Genomic DNA, 22,188 nt, shown 5'->3' on the forward strand with positions numbered 1-22,188 from the left:
AGGTATACAAACGTATTAACAAGTAGTTTTAACTATAGCTCAAAAATTCTAAACTTAAGCATATAGTCATAATATAAATTGCGTTAGCTTGCGATTCTATAGAAAAATGAAAAAAATAAAAGCGAGCAATAGCTTACATAATTACTTATGATGATTTTTGGCAACCAAAGCATCATAAAACGGGGTCTGTTAATGTTAAATAATTTAAAAAATATAAAACTAAGCAAAATTATTTTTATAACCAGTTTATTGTTTATTGCCAGTTGTTCTACTTCCTTTGCTTATAACAACCTTGGTTGGCTGTCTTCGTTTTGGATAGACGATTATGTCGACTTAAACAAAAGCCAATCAACGCAGTTAAAAGTGATTATTAATAACACCCGAGATTGGCATCGAGAGATTGAGTTACCAAAATATAAAGCCGATTTACTCGACTTAAGGCAGTTGCTCGATAAACAAGCCGATACAGCGCAGTTAATGGCAAAAATAACACAGGTAAAGCAGCATTGGCGTAATTTACTTTTGTACGCGAGTGATCCCTTAATTGAGCTGGCAAAAACGTTAACTCCATCACAACGCAGTGAAATGGTAGAAAACATTCGTGAGCAAATTAATGATGAAATAAAAGAGCACGCTTCATTAACCAAAGAGGAGCATCAGCAGTCTCGTTTAGACAAGCAACTAGACTACTACGAACAATGGCTTGGTAAGCTCACCTCAGAGCAGCGAACGCTAGTGTCACAAGCCAACAGTGAATATATCAGTACCAGCAATTTATGGTATGACTATAAACTAACTCGGTTAGGTGCACTTGAAGCACTGTTTAATCAGCAAACCCTTGATGATGCCCAATTTGCGCATCAGTTACGCACTATCATTACAGAACGAGAGCTGTTTATGAGTGCTGAACTCATTGAGAGAAATGAGGAAAATTTAAGGGCATACGCACAGTTGCTGGTTAAATTAAATCAAACCTTAAGCTCTAAACAAATCGCACATGTTGATGAGGAATTTGCTGACTTGGTTGGCACAGTTAATGAACTGCTTACAGAATAGCTGCATTTAACCAATCCTTTTTGCTTATTTTAAAGGGGGTTGTTAAGCATAAAATTGTGATTATTGCATTTCAGGGTTAACATAAACGATTAGTTTTGATTTAAGTTTTTTATGGATATAGCCGCTCTTAACAGTACAAAAATATTACGTAAGCATGTCTTAAAATGGATGTGTTTATTTTTTGGTTTGCTGTCATTTATTTTTGCTGTGTTTAACCTATCAAAAAATCATTTTTATATTGTAGGCGGCTTAGAGGTGTGTTTTTCCGCACTTTGTTTTTATATTTTTATACAATTGGTTAAAAACAAGCAACGAAACTGGTATGCCATAACGGTTTGTATGACTGTAACGCTCGTTATATTATGTGGAACCTTTTTGGCACCACTTAAAAATGGTCTGTTTTTGTGGGCGTTTTCTTTACCCATTTTGTATTATCTACTTCTTGGTCGAAAATACGGTATTGTGTTATCGGCCACACTTTTGGTTATGCAATCATCAGTGTTGATTTATAAATTACCAAGCCCTTATTTTTCCTCTTTTAACCTAGCGCTCAACTTACTGTTTATTTATATTATTATATGGGTCATTTCTCATGTTTTTGAAGGAAATAGGGCCGAATTTTCGAAGCGACTTAAAAACTTGGCCTTACTTGATCCTCTCACGGGGGCAGGAAACCGTTTATCTATGAGTCATTATTTTGAAGTGGAGATAAAAGACAAGTCACAGCTGTACTTGTTTTTAATTGATCTTGACCACTTTAAACAAATAAATGATGAATACGGCCATGATGTAGGAGATAAAGTGCTGGTTGAGTTGGCAACTCTATTTAGGATTACTTTTGCAAAAGGGTATGTGTTTAGGGTAGGGGGTGAAGAATTTTCTTTAATGAGCAATTTTGATAGTGCACAATCCGCGCTGGCAAAGGCTGAAAATCTTAGACAAGCCGTTGCAAATAAATATATTGAAGCCAATGGTATAACCATAAATTTAACAGCCAGTGTTGGCGTTGTTAAGTACCAACAACAAAATTTGGCTGAATTAATAGCGCAAGCAGATAAGCAACTTTATAAGGCAAAAGATGCGGGGCGCAATGCGGTTTTTTCTGATATTAACCTCTGTGCAAATGCGGCTTAATACATTTGATCAAAATTAGGAATACTGTTCTCCCAAATCGGTCTTTCTTTGCCAATGTATTCACGCACGGCATCAAAAAACAATCGTGTTCTTACCGGTAAATCTCGGTGTGGGTATACAGCATACATTGCACTGTGTTCCATTAATTTTACATCGGTAAGTAAGGGCACCAGTTGCCCATCAATCACTTCTTTATCTAAAATAAATGCCGGCGCTAAAAAGTAGGTGGTGCCAGAGAGGGTTTTCATCAGTAATACTTCTGCATCGTTTGCTCTAAACACACTTTTTATTTTTTGCTCGCAGTGCTCGCCAGTGTGGTTATAGTAATTTATGCCTTCTACCCGCAGTGAGTTGCTGGCATAACTGGCCGCTGGCAATTGTGCCAAATCAGTGATTGTTATTGGCATACCGTATGTTTCTATAAACGCTGGCGCGGCTAATAGTAACAAACGATTACGGGCAATTTTACGAGCAATTAATGATGAGTCTTTGGGTTCACCCACTCTAAACGCTAAATCAAATCCTTCAGATACAATATCAACCAGTCGGTCATCTAAACGCAGTTCTACTTCCACTTGTGGAAAGCGTTTTTGGAAATCGTTGATCACTGGCTGTAAGTAGCGTCGACCTATTAAAGTCGATGCGGTCACTTTTAATACGCCGCGAGGCTCTTGGTGGTAGTTTTCTGCTATGCGCACCGTTTCGCCAAGCAGGCTTCGCAGCTCACCCGCTTTTTTTATCATTTCAGCGCCCGCTGCTGTAAGAGAGAATGAGCGGGTTGTTCTGTTTAATAGTCTTACCCCAAGTTCATCCTCTAACCGACTAATTTGCTTAGAGATCACTGAGCGGTCAATATTTCGTATTTCGGCTGCTTTTGCAAATGAGCCTTGCTCTACCACTTCAAGCAGCATTAATAGTCGACTGGTTGTATCCATTATTTCATTACTTAGTGAGTATTGATGCCATTTTGGCACTAATGAATTTAAAAATCTATTGTTTTTGTCATCAAGTATGTTCCGTATTATGCAATGCTAAATTAAAAGGAGCGTCGTTATGAACAAACACTTAATTGCTACAGCACTATCTGTTGCATTAATCACACTGGCCGGTTGTGCCGATGAAAGTACAGCGCAATCAGCCCCCGCACAGCAACAACAAGCTATTGATGTAGCCGAAGTCTTGGTTAAGCCAGTTCAAAGTTGGCATACCTATACAACACGCTTAGAGTCACCGCAAAAAGTGGCATTAATGCCGCGTGTATCCGGCATTATTGAGCAAATTGAATTTAAAGAAGGGGATAGCGTTAAACAAGGCGATGTATTATTTCGTTTAGACGATCGCTCATTCGCTGCAACCGTTGACAGTTTAAGCGCTCAGGTAAAAAGTGCTCAAGCAGCACTTGAACAAGCAAAAAGCGAAGCATCGCGTGCTGTACGCTTAACTGAGCGAAAAGCCATTTCGACTGAGCAAGCACAAGCGCGTACATCGACTTTACGTCAGCGTGAAGCACAACTTGCTGCACTGCAAGCGCAGCTTAAAGCTGCAAAGCTCGATTTAGAGTTTACGTCAGTGGTTTCTCCTATTGATGGCGTGATTTCTCGCGCAAATATTACCAAAGGTAACAACGTACTTGCAGGGCAAAGCGTGCTTACTTCAATTGTTTCTAATGACAAAATGTACGCTTACTTTGATGTAGATGAACGTACTTGGAATAGCGCATTTGACGAAGTAACAGCTGCAAGCAAACAGCCTGTTGTAATGCAAAAAGTAGGGCAAGACGATTTTAACTATAGCGGCCATATTAACTTTATAGATAATCAAATTAACGCATCTACAGGCACTTTACGCGTTCGTGCGGTATTTGATGATCGCAGTAATGAGCTGCGCTCAGGCTCATTTGCACGCATTAAGTTAGCTGCTAATGCAGTGCGTGAAACTGTCATTATTCCAGACAGAGCCATAGGCACAGATTTAAAAAATCGCTTTGTGTTAACTGTAGGCGAAAATAATGTGCTGCAATATAAATTGGTTACTGTAGGTGAGCGCTATGGACCGTTGCGAGCCATCACATCAGGACTTGAGCAAGGCGATGTTATTGCTGTAAACGGCCCTGCTCGTGTAGGACCCGGTATGCCGATATCACCAAATAAAGTGGCAATTAATACCCAAGGCGTGGCATTTACGCTAAGTGCTAACCCTGCCGATTTAGTTGCTAAGCAATAAGGTTATTAGATGAAATTTTCACACTTTTTTATACAGCGACCGATTTTTGCGGCCATGCTGTCGTTGATTATTTTAATTGCAGGTAGCATTTCATTATTTCAGCTGCCTGTCAGTGAATACCCAGAAGTCGTACCACCGACAGTGGTTGTGACTGCCAGTTATCCAGGTGCGAACCCGACGGTTATTGCACAAACAGTGGCAACACCGCTTGAGCAAGAAATAAATGGCACCGAAAACATGCTGTATATGTTTTCACAAGCAACCAGTGACGGACGTATGACGCTCACGGTGACATTTGCGTTAGGCACTGATTTAGACCGTGCCCAAGTGCAAGTGCAAAACCGAGTAAATAGTGCGCTGCCGCGTTTGCCACAAGAAGTGCAACGTTTAGGGGTTGTTGCTGAAAAATCATCACCCGATTTAACCATGGTGGTGCATTTATATTCACCCCAAAACAGCCATGACACCGCGTATTTATCAAATTATGCCGATTTAAATATTAAAGATGAAATAGCGCGTTTACCTGGTGTGGGTGATATTCGTTTATTTGGTGGCGGTAAATATGCAATGCGAGTTTGGCTTAACCCCGATGCGCTAGCATCACGTGAGCTTACTGCAAGTGACGTGGTCAATGCACTACGCTCGCAAAATCAGCAAGTTGCAGCAGGTAGTTTAGGTGCGCAACCGATTTCAAATGACAGTCAGTTCCAAATTCTATTAAACGTCAAAGGACGCCTTAATAGCATTGAAGAGTTTAAACAAGTCATTATTAAAGTTGGGGAGCAAGGGCAGCTTACGCGTTTGTCAGACGTGGCACGTGTTGATTTAGGCCAAGATTCTTATGCATTGCGTGCTGAGCTTGATAATCAACCCGCTTTAGCGATGCCAATATTTCAACGTCCAGGGTCAAATGCCATTGAGCTCTCTGATCAGGTGCGTGAAACCATGGCACGTTTATCAAAAGACTTTCCTGCAGGTGTTGAATACGACATTGTTTATGATCCAACGGTATTTGTTCGTGGCTCAATTGATGCGGTAATCGCCACTTTACTCGAAGCAATCGTGCTGGTGGTGATTGTGGTTATCGTATTTTTACAAACCTGGCGCGCGTCTATTATTCCGTTAATTGCGGTGCCTATTTCACTCATTGGTACCTTTGCAGTAATGCAGTGGCTTGGGGTGTCTATTAATACCTTATCGCTATTTGGTTTAGTACTGGCAATCGGTATTGTGGTTGATGACGCAATTGTGGTTGTAGAAAATGTTGAGCGAAACATAGAAGATGGCTTATCACCGCTTGAAGCCACCCGCGTGGCAATGACGGAAGTAACCGGCCCTATTATTGCGATTGCATTAGTATTATGTGCGGTATTTATTCCGACGGCTTTTATTACTGGGCTTTCAGGGCAGTTTTATAAACAATTTGCATTAACCATTACGATTTCAACGGTAATTTCGGCGTTTAACTCATTAACGCTGTCGCCAGCACTGGCCGCTTTATTGTTAAAATCACATGATGCCGAGCCTGATGCGTTTACCCGCGTGCTTAATAAATTATTTGGCCGTTGGTTATTTCAACCTTTTAACCGCGTGTTTGACCGTGGTGCTAAAGGGTATGAAAAGCTGGTACAAAAGCTTATTCGTATGAGTGTTGTGGTTATGGTTGCGTATATTGCTTTAGTTGGCGGTACGATTAAATTGTTTGATGCAGTACCGGGTGGGTTTATTCCACAACAAGATAAGCAATACTTAGTCGCTATTGCGCAGTTACCTGACGCTGCCAGTTTAGACCGTACAGAAGCGGTGGTAAAACAAATGCAGCAAATTGCATTAGAGGTCCCTGGGGTTGCAAACACCGTGGCGTTTCCTGGTCTTTCAGTGAATGGTTTTACTAATAGCCCAAATAGCGGCATCGTATTTACGCCACTGGCGCCTTTTGCAGAGCGTACTGATCCGAGTATGTCGGCTTCGGCTATTGCAGCGCAACTAAACCAACGTTTTGCGGCCATTGATGAAGCCTTTGTCGCTGTGTTTCCGCCACCGCCAATTCAAGGCCTTGGTACCACAGGTGGCTTTAAATTGCAAATAGAAGATAGAGCTAACAAAGGCTTTGAAGCCTTATTTAACAGTTTGCAATCAGTGATTGCTGCGGCGCAAAAAGATCCAGCGTTGATGGGGCTGTATTCAAGCTTTAGAATTCAAGTACCACAAATGGATATTGATATTGACCGTGAGCAAGCGCTTATTCAAGGCATTCCATTAGATGAAGTGTTTAATTCGTTGCAAATTTATTTAGGCTCAGTGTATGTAAACGACTTTAATTTATTTGGCCGTACTTACCAGGTTAATGCCCAAGCTGATGCTGATTTTAGGGTAGACCCAGAGCAAATACTAAACCTAAAAGTGCGTAATCGTGCCGGTAATATGGTGCCACTAGGCTCAGTATTAACGGTAACGCCTACTATTGGTCCTGATCGTGTAATGCATTACAACGGCTACCCTAGTGCAGAGCTTAATGGCAGCCCAGCGCCTGGTTATAGTTCTGATCAAGCGCAATTGGCGATTGAAGCTGTACTAGCTAAAACATTGCCTACTGGCATTGAATATGAGTGGACTGAGGTAACGTACCAGCAAGTATTAGCAGGTAATACCATGGTGTATGTATTCCCTCTGGTTGTATTGCTGGTGTTTATGGTACTGGCTGCACAGTATGAAAGCTTACGTTTACCACTGGCCATTATTTTAATTGTACCTATGACTATTTTCTCAGCGTTATTAGGGGTGTGGTTTGTAGGTTCAGACAACAACATATTTACCCAAATAGCGTTGATTGTACTGGTCGCATTGGCTTCTAAAAATGCCATCCTTATGGTGGAATTTGCTAAAGATAAGCATGACACTGGGTTATCACACCTTGAGGCGATGTTAGCGGCGTGTCGATTACGTTTACGCCCAATTTTAATGACATCAATTGCGTTTACCGCAGGTGTTATACCGCTTGTATTGGCAACCGGTGCTGGGGCAGAAATGCGTCATGCCATGGGTAATGCGGTGTTCTCGGGTATGATTGGTGTAACTGTGTTTGGACTATTATTTACACCGGTGTTTTATATGCTGGTGGTAAAAAAGCAGCGCGTTGAGGAGCCTTCGCATGACTAAATTTAACTTAAGCGCTCTTAAATTATCGCCATGGTTGAGTTCTGCATTAGCGGTTGCTGTGTTATCAGGTTGTGCGAGTAAAATTGACACAGCCGTTCATCAACAACAGATTAATGAGTTTGTTGCCAAGGCAATATCTGCAGAGCAGTTTATGGGTGAAGATGAGCAAAACTGGTGGCACAAGCTGGGCTCAACGCAGCTAAACCAACTGGTGATCAACGCACTTGCTAATAATTACGACTTACAAACTAGTCAGCTGGTATTAAAAAGTGCTTTGGCGCGTATTGGCGAGCAACAAGCGCAATACTTACCGCAAGACGGTGTTGCGGTTGGTGCAAAGCGAAGCGGGCTAGGCGATACCAATAGCAGACAATCAAGTGCGAATGTAGCACTTGATTGGCAGCTCGACTTATTTGGTCGAATTACTGCGCTAGTCGATGCCGCGAATTCACAAGCAATGAGCCAAGCTGAGCAAGTTAGGTTATTGCAAATTGAAGTGGTGTCGGCTGTGGTTAAAGGCTTTGTGAGTTATCAAGGTAATCTGCAAAAGCAGCAAATTATTGAGATGCAAATAGAAGCGCTTGAACAAAGCATTCAAGTGCTACAGGCCCAAGTTGATGAAGGTGTGGCTAATGAGCTCGACTTAAACCGCACTATGGCGCAACTTAGGCAGCAGCAAGCCTTGGTGCCAGCAATTGAATATGCGAAGTACCGTGACTTATCTACTTTGGCCGTATTAAGCGCGCAAACTACGCAATCACTGAGCATTAATGATGAACGTACTATATTAACTAAGGCATTTGCGGTGTCATTGGCAAAACCTAATGATGCAATAGCATTAAGGCCTGATATAAGTCGTGCTTTATTTGATTTTAGCCAAGCAAATAGCCTGAGTGTGGCAGCCAGCAAAGCTTTATTGCCGGATATTAGCTTAAGCGGCTTTGCAGGCGTGTTAAGTTTAGGGAGCAACGGTTTTAGTGATACCCAGCAACAATGGCAAGTAGCGCCGCAATTGCAGTGGTCATTATTAAGTTACCCTGCGCTTTTAGCACAACGCGATGCGCAGCAGTTTTTAAGCCAAGCGGCGTATACCGATTACCAACAAGTGGTATTAAAAGCGATTAACGAGAGTGAACTTTCATTGCAATACTTGGTCAATCAAGCACAGCAATCGCGCTTTGCTGATGAGCGTTATCAATTTGCTAATAATGCATTTTTACAAGCACAAGCAATGTACGAAGAAGGGCAAATTCCTTACTTAGAGTTGTTAGATGCGCGTCAGGATGTTTTAATAGCGCAAGAAAATGCCGTTGATTCAACTATTTCATCGCTACTTGCTAAAGTAAATGCCTACCAGTCATTTAATGGGCGATGGAGTTACGCGTTAAGTAATACTAACAAGTAGAGTTTTTGATGCCTAATACTGCAGATACAAACCCAAATACTATTCCTACATTAATGCGCTCTATTGTGTTAAATGAGCCCAATGAGGATATTAACTTATCGGATACTCAGTTACCTGTGCCTCAGTGCACAGGTAATGAGCTATTAGTAAAAGTAGAGTACGTTGGTTTAAACCCGGTGGATGCACAATTTGCCAAGTCTGGCTTTTGTACGTGGCAATACCCGCATGTTTTAGGCTTGGATGCAGTGGGGACAGTGGTTAAAGCGGGTAAAGGTATTTTCCCGGGGGTAGGGGAGCGTGTTATGTGGCACGCCAGCGTAGGTGAGCAAGGGGTACTGAGCGAATACGCAAAAGTGCCTAATTATGCGGTGTCTATTATTCCCAAGCAATTAGCCAGTGACAAAGCTGCAACTTTACCCTGCGCCGGAATGGCGGCATTGATCAGCTTAGATAAACTATCAGTAACTGAGGGCGATACACTTTTTGTTGAAGGTGGTGCTGGCGCTGTAGGGCAATTTGCTATTCAGTTTGCCAAGCAGCGCGGTGCAGATGTATTTACCACCGCCTCTAAGCGCAATCATAAGTTAGTTAAGCAACTCGGCGCCGATGTGGTCTTTGATTACAACGATAAAGCCTTATGTGACAAAATTCGTCGAGAGTTAGGTCCACAAGGGTTTGACGCTGTTATTGATATTATGGGTGGGGAATCGACCATTCAAAATATCGAACTAATGCGTTTTTGTGGTCGTATTGCTTGTTTAAATCCACTCCCTAACTTCGAACAGCAGCTAATGTATCGGCGTGCGCCTAATATTAGTATTGTCTCCTTAGGAGGTGCGTGGCTAGCTAACAGCTTATGTGCGCAGCAGCGGATGAGTTTTATGGGTAATTTGTTGCTTGAAACGGTAGCAAATGGCGAGATAACTCCCCCAGAAGTTTTAGCTGTTGATTTTAATGCAAACGCTGTTTCGGCTGCACTAAATAACCAGTTAGCAGGTGGTTTTACTGGCAAACAGGTAGTTAAAATAAGTTAGACTCGATTTAATCTCTCGCTTTTAAAAAACGCAGCCTAATTTTAGGCTGCGTTTTTTTGTTTCTACTTTATTACCAAATCCGTATTTGCGGCGCCAACAACCAGAATTATTAAATTTTTAACAAAAAAAATAACAATTCAGCGTACAGATGTAAGCCTTTTATTTCAACAGTTTACGTTCAGGTAAAGAAAATAAATTGCAAAAACTGTTAATTAATTGAATAGAGTAATTGATCTAAAGCGATTTTTATGACGTAATGTAGGTATTATTTATCTGGTCGGATGAGTTCGTTATGAGTTTACGTACAAAATTAAAAAAAGTATTACCAAGCATTTCAGTTACTGAGCAAGAAGCGCTAGACGCTGGCGATGTATGGCTAGAAGGGTCTATCTATCGAGGTAAACCAGATTTCAGCGCGCTACGCGATGTACCTGCGGCTAAATTAACCGCAGACGAGCAAGCGTTCTTAGATGGCCCAGTACAAGAATTACTTGGCATGATTGACGATTCAGTCATTCAAAATGGTATTCATTTACCAAACGACATTTTAGAGTTTTTGAAAAAAGAGCGTTTCTTCTCGCTGATCATCCCTAAATCGTTTGGCGGTTTAGAGTTCAGCCCATACGCTAACTCAACAATTGTAGGTACAATTGCTACTAAAAGCTCAGCGGTTGCGGTAACCGTAATGGTACCAAACTCGTTAGGCCCGGGTGAGTTACTTCTTCACTTTGGTACAGAGGAGCAACAGGCACACTACTTACCACGTCTTGCAAATGGTACAGACATTCCATGTTTTGCACTAACCAGCCCAGAAGCAGGCTCTGATGCAGGCGGTATTCCAGATGTAGGTACTGTAACTAAAGGTATGTACAACGGTGAAGAAGTACTCGGCTTAGAAATCACATGGGACAAACGCTACATTACACTCGCGCCAATTGCTACTGTACTTGGTTTAGCGTTTAAAGTGGTTGACCCTGATGGTCTACTAGGTGGTAAAGAAAACCTAGGTATTACCTGTGCACTTATTCCAAAAGAGCACCCTGGTGTAGAACTTGGTAACCGTCATGATCCTATGGGTATCCGTTTTTACAACGGTACTACACGTGGTAACAAAGTATTTGTACCAATGGACTTTATTATCGGTGGTCAGAAAAACATCGGTCGCGGTTGGCAAATGCTAGTTAGCTGTTTAGGCGCAGGTCGTGGTATTTCATTACCAGCATTAGGTGTAAGTACAGCACAAGTTGCATTTAAATCAGCTTCTGAGTACGCAGCAGTGCGTGAACAGTTTGGTTTATCAATTGGTCAATTTGAAGGTATTCAAGAAAAGCTAGCTGACATTGCAGGTAAAACATACCTACAAGAAGCAATGCGTGTACTGACAACTGAAGGCTTAGGCATGGGCTTAAAACCATCGGTAGTGACTGCAATTGCTAAATACCATATGACAGAGCTTGGCCGTGATGTGCTTGACTCAGCAATGGATATTCAAGCGGGTAAAGCGATTCAGAATGGTCCTCAAAACACGCTTGCTAGTGGTTATGTGGCGCAGCCAATTGCCATTACGGTAGAGGGCGCAAACATTCTGACTCGTAACCTGATGATCTTTGGTCAAGGTGTTATGCGTTGTCACCCATACTTACAATCTATGGTTGAGTCTATCCACAGCGATGACAAAAACGCAGATGCAGAATTTAATGGTATTTTACGTAAAACAATTGGCTACAGTACAGCAAATAGCTTACGTGCATTCCGTTTAGGTGTATTACCGTTTACTGCTGGTGCAAACTCGGCATTACCAGAAGTACGTGACTACGAAAAAGCAGTGCATAAACTATCAGCTAAATTAGCTGTATATGCTGACTTTTCGTTACTAGTACTTGGCGGTAAATTAAAGCAAGCTGAGATGCTTTCAGCACGCTTAGGCGATGTAATGAGCTTCTTATATGCAGCTATGGCATCTATTAAGTATTACGAGCAAAAAGTAGCAAGTAGTGAGCGCGAGCAAGCGGCTCCTTACTTCCATTATGCGACTCGTTTTGCATTACAAAGTGCTGAAGAAGCATTGCACAAGTTTTTAGATAACTTCCCTGCAAGTGGTACTCGTAAGTTCATTCGTTTCATTACCATGAACTACTCAACTAAAATGCCAAAAATCAGCGATGATTTAATTCGTGAATTAGCGAAACAAGCTCAGCTTGATACAGCATTTAAAGCGCAAATTACCCATTTAGTTAAGCCAATTGAAGGTGATGGTCATCACATCAACGAGCAAGCTTACAAAGCTAAAATGGCGTCACTTGAGTTATTAGCAAAAGTGAAAAAAGCGCTACGTGCTAAAACCTTTAAGCCGGGTACGCGTTTTTCAATCACACTTGAAAATGCACTTGCTGCAAAAGTAATTAACGACGCTGAATTTGTTCAGTTAAGTGATTATAACAAAAAGCGTGAAAAAGCGATTCGTGTTGATGAGTTCGACTTCGATATGAACATCCTAGACGACAACGCACAGCCAGTTAATCCGCTTAAAAGCGTGGTTAACCAATAAAATTCAATAATGCAAAGCGCCTGCAGTTTAGGCGCTTTTATTGATACAAAATTAGTGTGGAGTCCTGCTTGAGTAACATCAAGCGGGGCTTTTTTATGGGGGTGATTTAAGCTCATAACTAATGACGACTAATTTGATGGTACAGAACATTATTAAACGTTGTTTTAGTGTATTTTAACAATGGGTGGTAAATAAGCTACGTAATTACTTGTTTACATTAGAGTTGTTTAGTGGAATTATTGAGCGTATATAATATACGCTGTTTTGAGGGTTATAACCCCCAAAGTGGTGTTTAATAAGCTGTTATGTTTTAGGGAAAAATTATGATTTATACGACAACGGAAACTGTTCCTGGTAAGGAAATCGAAGCTGTATTGGGCATAGTTAATGGCAACATGGTTCAGTCTAAACATGTTGGTCGAGATATCATGGCTGGTTTAAAAGGAATAGTGGGCGGCGAACTCAAAGGCTATACCGAGATGTTGATGGAAGCTCGAAATGTAGCGTTAGAACGATTAATAGAAGATGCAAAAAAGTTAAATGCCGATGCAATAGTAGGAATACGATTTACAACTAGCTCAGTTACTGATGGGGCATCAGAAATATTAGTGTTTGGCACAGCCGTTAAACTTCGAACATAACAAACAATTTAAGCAGATTCGAAACGCTTGGCATTTTTGGTGTTTTCTTCCAAAGCCAAGAAATGAGGACGCTTTCCTCTTTTCTGCACTGTATTAAAAGAACACCCTGACTAAAAGTTTAAAGTTGGCAATGTGTTAACTTATTTGTTAAAAAGAAATTAATAAATATATTAGTGGGGCGCTGGCAGAGATATGCGCGATGAGCACACTATAAAATTGTTATGCGCAAATGGAGTCTGCATGAGTAAAATAATCAAACTATCAGCATTAGTGCTGATCATATTTATTGCTTTATGGCAGCTGAGTAAGAATGAAAAATTTCAATTTTTTGGTAACCTTATAGATCGAGTAGAAACAACTGAAAAAGTAGTCGCATTAACTTTTGATGATGGTCCGACTAGACTTAAAACAAAAGAATTTCTCCAAATCCTAGATGAATCAGAAATTAAAGCTACATTTTACCTAGTCGGCAAAGCTATAGAAGAAAACATTCAAGAAACAAAAAATATCATTGATAAAGGTCATGAAGTTGGAAACCATTCATATACTCATCAACGAATGGTTTTGAAAAGTTATAACTTTGTTGCAGATGATCTAGAAAAAACTAATGAGTTAATTACAGAGGCAGGTTATAAAGGTGAAATACATTTTAGACCACCTTATGGTAAAAAATTGTTTTCGCTACCTTATTATCTAAATAATAATAATATAACTACCGTTACGTGGGATGTGGAGCCTGAAACTTATTTAGATAAAAATGCTAGTGCAAGTGATATATCCGATTACGTTGTCCAAAATACTAAGCCAGGGTCAATTATTCTTTTACATGTAATGTTTAAATCTAGAGGTAATTCAATGGCTGCGGTACCTTTAATTGTTCAGCAGTTAAAAGATAAAGGTTATCGCTTTGTTACAGTATCTGAATTAATAGGCAGTAGCGCATAACAAGGTGCTTAAAAGGACTAAAACAGTTTGCTCGTTTTTTGCAAAGTACCGCAAAAAAGCCAGCCAACCATTTTAGCCTCTTAGCAAAGCGTTAGGGTTACAAGGAGTTTCGGTGAAATATATAGCGTTCTTATTTGTTTTTACTTTGGTTGGTTGTGTGTCAACACCACCCAAAGCTATAAATGAATTTTATAACGGGAAATATCTTCGATAATTCCAATACCTACTGTTAATGCTGCCATTAAAGTAAGCCAATCTTCTTATGTTGAATATAATATTTTGCCCAATGGCACAAGACAACTTGCACTAGTAGGTGAAGCAGGTTGGAATCGGTTCTATCAACAGCTAATCGAGATAAAACCAACAAACGACAATTCTACATTGGTACAAGTCTATGAAATCAGCTCGGCTTGGAAAAAACACACGAGTAGAATAGTTGGTTGGCTTAACGGTAAGGAAGCTGAAGGTTGTGGTGTTTGGTAACCCTAACAAGGCAATTATGGGTGGGACGTCTAAAGCTTGGCTGGCGCTCATTCTTCGCTAATTTTAGCCAAGCTTCATACGCTCCATATTGCGGCGTTAGGTGCTATGTCGGTTAAATTTGCTTTGCCTCATTTTTTAGAAGGGATTCAGACGCAGGAAACATATTTAAAGTGGCTGACTCGTAAGGCAGTTGCACACATAAAAAGAGATCGAAATAGAGGGAACGTAGTCGCAACCACATCAAGTTATAAAGTGGCAATTCATGAAGCGGTTTGTGAATCCGGTGGTTTTGATTTTTACACTGGTGAAAAACTAGATTGGACGTTGCTTAGTCAATATAACAACGATGATTCTAAAAAACTCAAACGAGAGTATAAAAAGCGGTTTGCTCTTTTACCTTCTGTAGATCATGTGGACGACGGACTATCTCATGCAAATTTTAAAATTTGTGGTTGGCGTACAAATGATTGTAAAAACGACTTAAGCCACGAAGAACTCGTCGATGTTTGCAAAAAGATCATAAGGCATTATGAAAAACGCACCTAACAAAATAATTATGTGGGACACAAACACGCAGGCTCTGCTTCGCAGTTTAGCCTACGTGTTTGTGCCCCATATTTAGAAGTTAGCTATTCAAGGAAATTTAGCATTCAATGAAAAACTTTATTTTAATCATCTTAGTAAGCTTAATTGCGGGTTGTGCTGCAAACATTAAGCAATCAGTAAAAACATCGAACATGCAGCAAGGAGCCATACCAAATAGTATATCAGTAGCTATATCCTCATCTAATTCAATCTCTAAAAGTAGAGATTTAACTAAAAGTATCACTGAACTTAATACATTAATAACTACAGATTACAAAGGTAATTTGATACCAAGCAACTCATCTAATCAGGCTGATATCTCCGTGGAAATAACAATAGAGCATTTTCGTTATGTTTCAGGGTTTGGTCGATTTATGGCTGGTGTAATGGTAGGTGATGCCGAATTGATGCTAAACGTTAAGCTCGTAGACCTATCCACAAACCAAATAGTTAGTGAATCGCAGCTAGACACTCGTTCAGAGTTTAGTGAAGGAATATTCGGTGCTACAACTTCTAGACAGTTAGAAGCTATGTCTAAAAAGATAGTTGATATCATCAATTCAAGTGCAAAGAATAGCTAACAAGCAATCAGGCAGGGACAAATGCTAGTTGGCCAAACAACGGCCAAAACGCTCCCATGAGCACCTGTTGTAAGGTGTTATATGAAATTAGGAGAGAATTTATGTTGAGAAGGATGTCTTTGATATTGCTGGTTTGTACATTCGGTGCCCATTCAGGTGAGGAGGTACTTTCCATTGATAGAGTTGTACCTAATAGTTTTAATTTAGCCTTTCCAAATGAATCAAACATTCAGCCAGAGCAGAGTGATTTTAGTGTAAATAATTTTGTATTAATGAGTAATGATTCTGGTGAGCGTTGGGCGGTAGTAACTTTGACTAATATGGCATCAGGTCGAAGAAGTCTAACTAATAAACACCTAATGGCTATCGTTGCAGACGGGCAACGAATTGCACCATTGGAGTTTTTACAATCATTCAAAGCAGATGAGACACTATCGTTAACCATCAACTTTGGTGAAAGTAAGTTTCCTTTGCTATCAATCTATTCAAGGTCTGGCAAATAACAAACACATCAAAATGCTCGCAATCTCGCTAGGATATCAAAACTACACGGGGATTGAGTTTGGGCTTGGCCAAGTTTAACTAAATCGCCGTTACGTTTTAGCCCTTTATACGGGCTTATTTGCACAAGGAGGCAAAGTGAATATCAGACATATTTTATTACTCGTTATCATCTTATTTATATCTGGTTGCACCACGTCAGGTCAGCTTTATTATATTGATACTAAAGGTAATGAGAAACTTGGTTGTGATGTAGAATTTGTAGGTATGCCAAGAGTTGATAAATTTGCTGTTGAATATGCTTTAAGCCTTTGCGCTAAAAGCATTGTCAAAAAAGGGGGCGTGATTCAGGAAGAACACCTTTTAATGGTTGATACAACCATTCCATTAGCCCCATGTGAAAAGGCTTGGACTCACGAATTAGCTAAGCAACAATATCAGGCTAAAAAGTTAACTAAGAAAGAGTATGGCTATATTGTTGCAAATATAGATTTAGGTTTAGCAACGGTCAACAAGTGCACATAACAGGCGCTTTGAGCGCGGAACTGCTAACAGTTGACTTAGTTTCGCTTCGTTACACATTTTAGCCAACAATTATCAGCCCATTATCCGGGCTTTAGGTTTTCATCAAAATATGGAGTTTTATTTTAATTATGGAAGAATCAGTTCAAGTCAAAAATAATGAAGATAGTATAGAGAAATCTCGAAGTGTAGAAAAAAATAAAATCCAAAATGAAACTATTACAACAGAGTTACATTTTGAGTTGTTAAAACAGTATGCATGGCTATCCTCAGCAATAATAGGTGCTGTTGTTATACTTATTCAATTAAAAGTACTTACCTTTGGCTCAAAGGTTTATATTCCTTTAGGTTGTTTTTGTTTTTCAATTCTTAACTCTTTAATTGCTCAAGACTATATAGTTGAGTCATTAACAAAAGGTAAAACTATTTATGATATCTCAAAAAAAGTATATATATTACGCAACTTCTCTATATTTGGTTTAGGGCTTGGCGTAGGATTACTTGCTAATAGCTTTATTTAGTCAACAAACACATTAAGCAGAATAAAACAGTTGGCTTTTGTTCCTGCGTCTCTAATTTTGCCAACAATTTTATTGCCTCTTTTGGGGCGTTAAATACCTAAATGGAGTTTAGATGAATATTCAAGTTTTTAGACCAAAACAATTTGTGGATATGGCGAGAGACTATAAGTTGTTTGCGGATGACGTAGAAGTTGCCACTATAAAAAGAGGGGTTACGCAAACAGTAAACATCCCTGATTCAACTAAAAACATTCAAGCGAAAATAGATTGGTGTTCAAGCCAAACTTTTCCTGTAGCCTCAATTACTGACAAAGGAATTATTATTAAAAATTCTTTTGGTAGTAATATATTCAAATTGCTTTTTTTAACTATTTATTATGTCAGTTTCGGTAAAAGCAAATACTTATCGGTAACAAACGGTATTTAGTAAGAATATTCAAACGAAAAAAAACCGTTGGTTGTTTTCACACTGTTTAATATTTTAGCCAACTATTTCAAGTCTGTTTATATTGGCGTTTTACGAACTAAGGAAAGTTATGATTAAATCAATACTGATAATATTTACATTGTTTTTAGCTAGTCTTGCTACCGCTGAAGAGTTTACTGATGTGTCTGAGATCACAGAGCGCTTGGAAGATGACATACCAAAGATTTTAGATAAACACAAAGCTCCTGGTGTTGCACTTGCATTTGTCAATGGAAATAGAGTTCTAGAGTTTCGATCCTATGGTTTTGCCGACGTAGCAGCCAAAACTGAGATTACCCAAAGCACAATGTTTAACGTAGGGTCTATTTCTAAGCTGGTTACTGTTTGGGGAGTAATGCAACTTGTAGCTCAAGGCAAAGTCGATTTAGATGCGCCAATAAACCAATACCTCAAACGTTGGCAGATCCCTAAGTCTGAGTTTAACGCAAAAAAAGTAACATTGAGAAATATCTTATCTCACACTTCAGGCTTGTCACTTGGCCCATATACAGGCTGGGAGTCTCCAGAAAAGTTAACATCTATAGTTGACTCACTAAATGGCAATAACAATGGCGCCGGATCTGTTGAACTTATTCATGTGCCCGATACAAAATGGTCTTATTCTGGTGGTGGGTATTCAGTGGTGCAACTTTTAATTGAAGATGTGTCAGGCATGGCATTTGAAGACTATATGCAGCAATACGTGTTTAAGCCTCTAAATATGAAGGATTCTACTTTTAACATTACTAAAAAAGTTATCAAAAAGTCGGCAACACCTTACGATAATTCCGGCAAAGTCACGGGCATGGTTTATTTTAATGAGAAAGCAGCTGCTGGTTTACAGACAACGCCAATAGACTTAGCACGCTTTAATATGGCTGTGTTGCGCAACAACGATGGTGATTATAATGGTTTAGGGTTGCTACCAGAAAAATTAATTGATCTGATGATAAAGCCCGCGCCAAACACTAATGGGCGCTGGAGTATGAGCTATGTTGTTGACGCAAAGAATAGCAGTCTTGGCTTTGCTGGATTTAATCGTGGTTGGGTCTCGCTATCACGCTCTATCACTGACCTTAACTTTGGTTATGTGATTTTAAGTAATAGTAGTATTGGCGCAGTGAATAATGACATTGATAGTCTTATCCTTTCTATTGTTAAACAAAGCCATAACTAAAATGGATACAACAAAGTATTTCAGCGGGTAAAGCGCTCAATTCGACGATAAGTTTGTAGTGGCATAGATAATTTTGCCGCCCATTCAAAAACTAGCATTCGTTTTTTACATACAGGGTTGTGAAAAAACATACAGAGCTTTTTACTAAGACCTTTTATTAAAAACACCGTCTAATGTTAAGCTAACTAAAATTTAGCAACCTAATATGGCTATGTCTTTTTATCTTCCGTTACTTATCCCGCATTTTCAACGTATAGCTATTGGCGAAACCCTAACCTCGCTTTGGAGTGGCTGTGGTCAAATTGTGAAGTGCCAACTTGATGAACAAGCCTGTGTGATTAAAGCGATTAAAGTACCCGATCATATTAATCACCCTAAAATTAAACAAAGCAGCTTTGCGCTGACTAGGAAGCGTGACTCTTACCACGTTGAATATACGTTTTATCAGCAATTTAGCCATAAACTGCCCAAGCAAGCGGCAGCTATTGAATGCATTAAAGCAATCAACAAAGGCGATGAATTTGCCTTGGTGTTTAAAGATTTTTCAAAGCTGGGATACACCCAAGCAACCACCGAGAATATAAAAGCCATATTAAAGTGGTTGGGACAGTTTCATGCCTTTCATTTAAATGCCTTTCATTTAAATACAAAGTTTGATGGCTTATGGCCGCAAGGAAGCTATTGGCATTTAGATACCCGGCCTGATGAATTTAATAACTTGCCCGAAAAGTCCGATATTAAACAGGCAGCTACTCAATTAAATAACGCGTTAAAACAATGTGACTACCAAACGTTAATTCATGGTGATGCCAAGCTTGCTAATTTTGCCGCTAATAGCCAAGGGCATATACTCGGTTATGACTTTCAATATGTGGGTGCGGGTGTTGGGGTGGTAGATGTTATGTATTTTATGACCAGTTGTATGGATGATTCTGAGCTTCACAAACACGCACAAACTTACCTCGATTATTATTTTAGCCAGTTTAAAAACGCACTCAGTCACTACCAACCAGCAGTGAATGCGGATGACGTTATTGCACAATGGGCTCATTTATGGCCGGTGGCGTGGGCAGACTTTTATCGGTTTTTACTTGGGTGGAGCCCCGAGCACAAAAAAATTAACGGCTACATGCAAGCCCAGGTAAATAATTGGTTAGCCAGTAACAACTCATAAACACAAAAAGTTGAACAGTTATGGCTAAATTAAATATTTTGGCACGAACTATGAAATCAGGGCTAAAATTAACAGTCAAACGGCCTGTTTTAATATAAAATACGTCAAATTTTTTATCACTAGGTTTATTACTATGGCTATTCACGTTATTTCTCACCCCCTTGTTCAACATAAGTTAGGTTTAATGCGCGCGCATGGAATTAGCACGAAAAGTTTTCGAGAGTTGTGTTCAGAAGTTGGGACATTATTAACTTACGAAGCCACTAAAAACCTAGAATTAGAAGATAACGAAATTACAGGTTGGGACGGTAATAAACTTAAAGTTGAGCATATTAAAGGTAAAAAAATTACCGTTGTGCCAATTTTACGTGCGGGCCTTGGGATGATGGACGGCGTAATGCAATTACTCCCAGCAGCTAAAGTGAGTGTAGTGGGGTTAGAGCGTAACGAAGAAACACTTGAGCCAGTACCTTATTTTGAAAAGCTAGTAGGTAATATTGATGAGCGTTTGAGCTTAGTGATTGACCCTATGCTGGCTACTGGTGGCTCTATGATCGCCACTATCGATATGCTTAAAAAAGCGGGCTGTAAAGAAATTAAAGTTATTGTACTGGTTGCTGCGCCTGAGGGCGTTGAAAAAACATTAGCTGCTCACCCAGATGTAGAGATTTTTACTGCCTCAGTTGATAGCCACCTTAATGAAAAAGGCTACATTATCCCAGGATTAGGGGATGCAGGTGATAAAATTTTCGGTACGGTTTACTAGGGTTTAGCAGTGCAAAATAATTCTACGTTTTCAATAAAAACCATTTTAACGGGTGCCCAAATGCTATTTGTAGCGTTTGGTGCGCTGGTATTAGTACCTATTTTAACCGGCCTCGATCCGAGTGTTGCGTTGTTTACCGCAGGTTTAGGTACTTTGTTGTTTCAATTTGTCACTAAAGGCCAAGTGCCTATTTTTTTAGCCTCGTCATTTGCGTTTATTGCACCCATTATTGCCTCAGTGCAAATGTGGGGCATACCCGCCACTATGGGCGGCTTAATGGCAGCGGGCTTTACTTATATGCTGTTGAGTTTATTGGTGAAGTTTAAAGGCACAAAAACCTTACATAAAATTTTGCCGCCAATTGTGGTCGGCCCAGTGATTATGGTGATTGGCCTAGCACTCGCGCCAGCTGCGGTTAATATGGCAATGGGTAAAAGTGGCGATGGTGGTACACAAATTATTGCCTACGACAGTGCCATTATTATTTCTATGTTCTCATTACTAGTAACTTTATTGTTTGCCGTGTGGGGCAAAGGAGTATTTAAACTGATCCCAATTTTAGCCGGTGTTGTTGCCGGTTACACGCTTTCGTTATTTATGGGTGTAGTGCAGTTTGAAACAGTCAGTAATGCACAGTGGTTGGCAGTGCCTAACTTTGTACTGCCAGAGTTTAAATGGCAAGCAATTTTGTTTATGGTGCCGGTGGCAATTGCGCCTGCTATTGAACACATTGGTGACATGATGGCAATTAGCCAAGTTACAAAAAAAGACTATTTGAAAAAGCCAGGGCTACATCGCACTTTATTTGGTGATGGGTTAGCCACGTCTGCTGCATCATTATTTGGCGGCCCACCTAACACCACTTACTCAGAGGTAACCGGTGCGGTAATGCTAACTAAAAACTTTAACCCTAAAGTGATGATGTGGACTGCCATTATTGCAATTTGTTTAGCGTTTGTGGCTAAAATGGGCGCGGGTTTGCAAACCATTCCGGTCCCTGTAATGGGCGGCATAATGATTTTATTATTTGGCTCTATTGCCGTTATTGGCTTAAATACCTTAGTTAAATCGGGCGATGACTTAAGCGAACCACGCAATTTAAGTATTGTGGCGCTTATTTTAATTTGCGGTATTGGTGGTATGCACATTGGTAGCAGCCAGTTCAGCCTTGAAGGTGTGAGCTTATGCGCTGTTTTAGGCATAGTATTAAATTTAGTATTCCCAAAAGCACAGAGCAACGAGAATTAAATTTGCACTGTGGTTAAAA

General features: G+C 40.0%; 20 protein-coding genes. 19 read left to right on the forward strand and 1 reads right to left on the reverse strand.

Going from position 1 to position 22,188, the window contains the following annotated elements; translation table 11 throughout:
- The first annotated feature begins 192 nt into the window (after positions 1-192).
- Together PTET_RS17975 and PTET_RS17980 are read left to right on the forward strand one after the other, a co-directional pair.
- On the forward strand, positions 193-1,056 hold the full coding sequence (locus PTET_RS17975) for a DUF6279 family lipoprotein (RefSeq protein WP_013463178.1): 864 nt from the start codon (positions 193-195) through the stop codon (positions 1,054-1,056).
- Positions 1,057-1,167: 111 nt separating this feature from the next.
- Positions 1,168-2,190, forward strand: coding sequence for a GGDEF domain-containing protein (locus PTET_RS17980; RefSeq protein ID WP_147154726.1), 1,023 nt, complete (start codon positions 1,168-1,170; stop codon positions 2,188-2,190).
- Here the strand turns inward: PTET_RS17980 and PTET_RS17985 are convergent.
- Positions 2,187-3,125, reverse strand: a complete 939-nt coding sequence (locus tag PTET_RS17985; protein WP_096039070.1) for a LysR family transcriptional regulator — start codon at positions 3,123-3,125, stop codon at positions 2,187-2,189. The genes PTET_RS17980 and PTET_RS17985 overlap by 4 nt on opposite strands.
- A 118-nt stretch (positions 3,126-3,243) precedes the next feature.
- Here PTET_RS17985 and PTET_RS17990 point away from each other — a divergent pair, with 118 nt between their 5' ends.
- The 17 genes from PTET_RS17990 (at position 3,244) to PTET_RS18075 (ending at position 22,169) form a co-directional block, all read left to right on the forward strand.
- Entirely contained in the window at positions 3,244-4,413 is a 1,170-nt protein-coding gene (locus PTET_RS17990) for an efflux RND transporter periplasmic adaptor subunit (RefSeq protein WP_013463181.1), read from the forward strand.
- A gap of 9 nt (positions 4,414-4,422) precedes the next feature.
- A complete protein-coding gene (locus PTET_RS17995; RefSeq protein WP_096039071.1) occupies positions 4,423-7,572 on the forward strand; it encodes an efflux RND transporter permease subunit in 3,150 nt (1,049 codons plus the stop codon).
- Positions 7,565-8,977, forward strand: a complete 1,413-nt coding sequence (locus PTET_RS18000; RefSeq protein WP_013463183.1) for a TolC family protein — start codon at positions 7,565-7,567, stop codon at positions 8,975-8,977. Before PTET_RS17995 ends, PTET_RS18000 begins: the two co-directional genes overlap by 8 nt.
- 8 nt (positions 8,978-8,985) lie before the next feature.
- Entirely contained in the window at positions 8,986-10,011 is a 1,026-nt protein-coding gene (locus PTET_RS18005) for a zinc-binding dehydrogenase (protein WP_013463184.1), read from the forward strand.
- Positions 10,012-10,303: 292 nt separating this feature from the next.
- Complete coding sequence (locus PTET_RS18010) at positions 10,304-12,559, forward strand: acyl-CoA dehydrogenase (RefSeq protein WP_013463185.1); 2,256 nt, start codon at positions 10,304-10,306, stop codon at positions 12,557-12,559.
- A 323-nt stretch (positions 12,560-12,882) separates the two neighbouring features.
- Positions 12,883-13,200: a heavy metal-binding domain-containing protein gene (locus PTET_RS18015; RefSeq protein ID WP_010388994.1), complete on the forward strand. Its 318-nt coding sequence runs from the start codon at positions 12,883-12,885 to the stop codon at positions 13,198-13,200.
- A 240-nt stretch (positions 13,201-13,440) separates the two neighbouring features.
- Positions 13,441-14,145 carry a polysaccharide deacetylase family protein gene (locus PTET_RS18020; protein ID WP_096039072.1) on the forward strand — a complete coding sequence of 235 codons (705 nt, stop codon included), beginning with the start codon at positions 13,441-13,443 and terminating at the stop codon, positions 14,143-14,145.
- Between the two features lie 519 nt (positions 14,146-14,664).
- Positions 14,665-15,174: a hypothetical protein gene (locus PTET_RS18030; protein ID WP_013463188.1), complete on the forward strand. Its 510-nt coding sequence runs from the start codon at positions 14,665-14,667 to the stop codon at positions 15,172-15,174.
- 107 nt (positions 15,175-15,281) lie between these two features.
- Positions 15,282-15,794, forward strand: coding sequence for a DUF4410 domain-containing protein (locus PTET_RS18035; RefSeq protein WP_010388992.1), 513 nt, complete (start codon positions 15,282-15,284; stop codon positions 15,792-15,794).
- A 113-nt stretch (positions 15,795-15,907) separates the two neighbouring features.
- The gene (locus PTET_RS18040) at positions 15,908-16,297 is read left to right on the forward strand and encodes a hypothetical protein (protein WP_083808148.1); all 390 of its coding nucleotides are present in this window, start codon (positions 15,908-15,910) and stop codon (positions 16,295-16,297) included.
- Between the two features lie 136 nt (positions 16,298-16,433).
- Positions 16,434-16,820: a hypothetical protein gene (locus tag PTET_RS18045; protein WP_013463191.1), complete on the forward strand. Its 387-nt coding sequence runs from the start codon at positions 16,434-16,436 to the stop codon at positions 16,818-16,820.
- Between the two features lie 128 nt (positions 16,821-16,948).
- Positions 16,949-17,338, forward strand: a complete 390-nt coding sequence (locus PTET_RS18050; RefSeq protein ID WP_013463192.1) for a hypothetical protein — start codon at positions 16,949-16,951, stop codon at positions 17,336-17,338.
- Positions 17,339-17,450: 112 nt separating this feature from the next.
- Complete coding sequence (locus PTET_RS18055; protein WP_016899706.1) at positions 17,451-17,765, forward strand: hypothetical protein; 315 nt, start codon at positions 17,451-17,453, stop codon at positions 17,763-17,765.
- Between the two features lie 109 nt (positions 17,766-17,874).
- Entirely contained in the window at positions 17,875-18,981 is a 1,107-nt protein-coding gene (locus PTET_RS18060) for a serine hydrolase domain-containing protein (protein WP_024600909.1), read from the forward strand.
- 211 nt (positions 18,982-19,192) lie between these two features.
- Positions 19,193-20,155: a phosphotransferase gene (locus PTET_RS18065; protein WP_029609947.1), complete on the forward strand. Its 963-nt coding sequence runs from the start codon at positions 19,193-19,195 to the stop codon at positions 20,153-20,155.
- A 133-nt stretch (positions 20,156-20,288) separates the two neighbouring features.
- On the forward strand, positions 20,289-20,921 hold the full coding sequence (gene upp / locus PTET_RS18070; protein ID WP_008115315.1) for a uracil phosphoribosyltransferase: 633 nt from the start codon (positions 20,289-20,291) through the stop codon (positions 20,919-20,921).
- 9 nt (positions 20,922-20,930) lie between these two features.
- Positions 20,931-22,169 carry a uracil-xanthine permease family protein gene (locus PTET_RS18075; RefSeq protein ID WP_013463197.1) on the forward strand — a complete coding sequence of 413 codons (1,239 nt, stop codon included), beginning with the start codon at positions 20,931-20,933 and terminating at the stop codon, positions 22,167-22,169.
- Positions 22,170-22,188 lie beyond the last annotated feature (19 nt).

This window comes from Pseudoalteromonas tetraodonis, assembly GCF_002310835.1.
Taxonomy (GTDB): domain Bacteria; phylum Pseudomonadota; class Gammaproteobacteria; order Enterobacterales; family Alteromonadaceae; genus Pseudoalteromonas; species Pseudoalteromonas tetraodonis.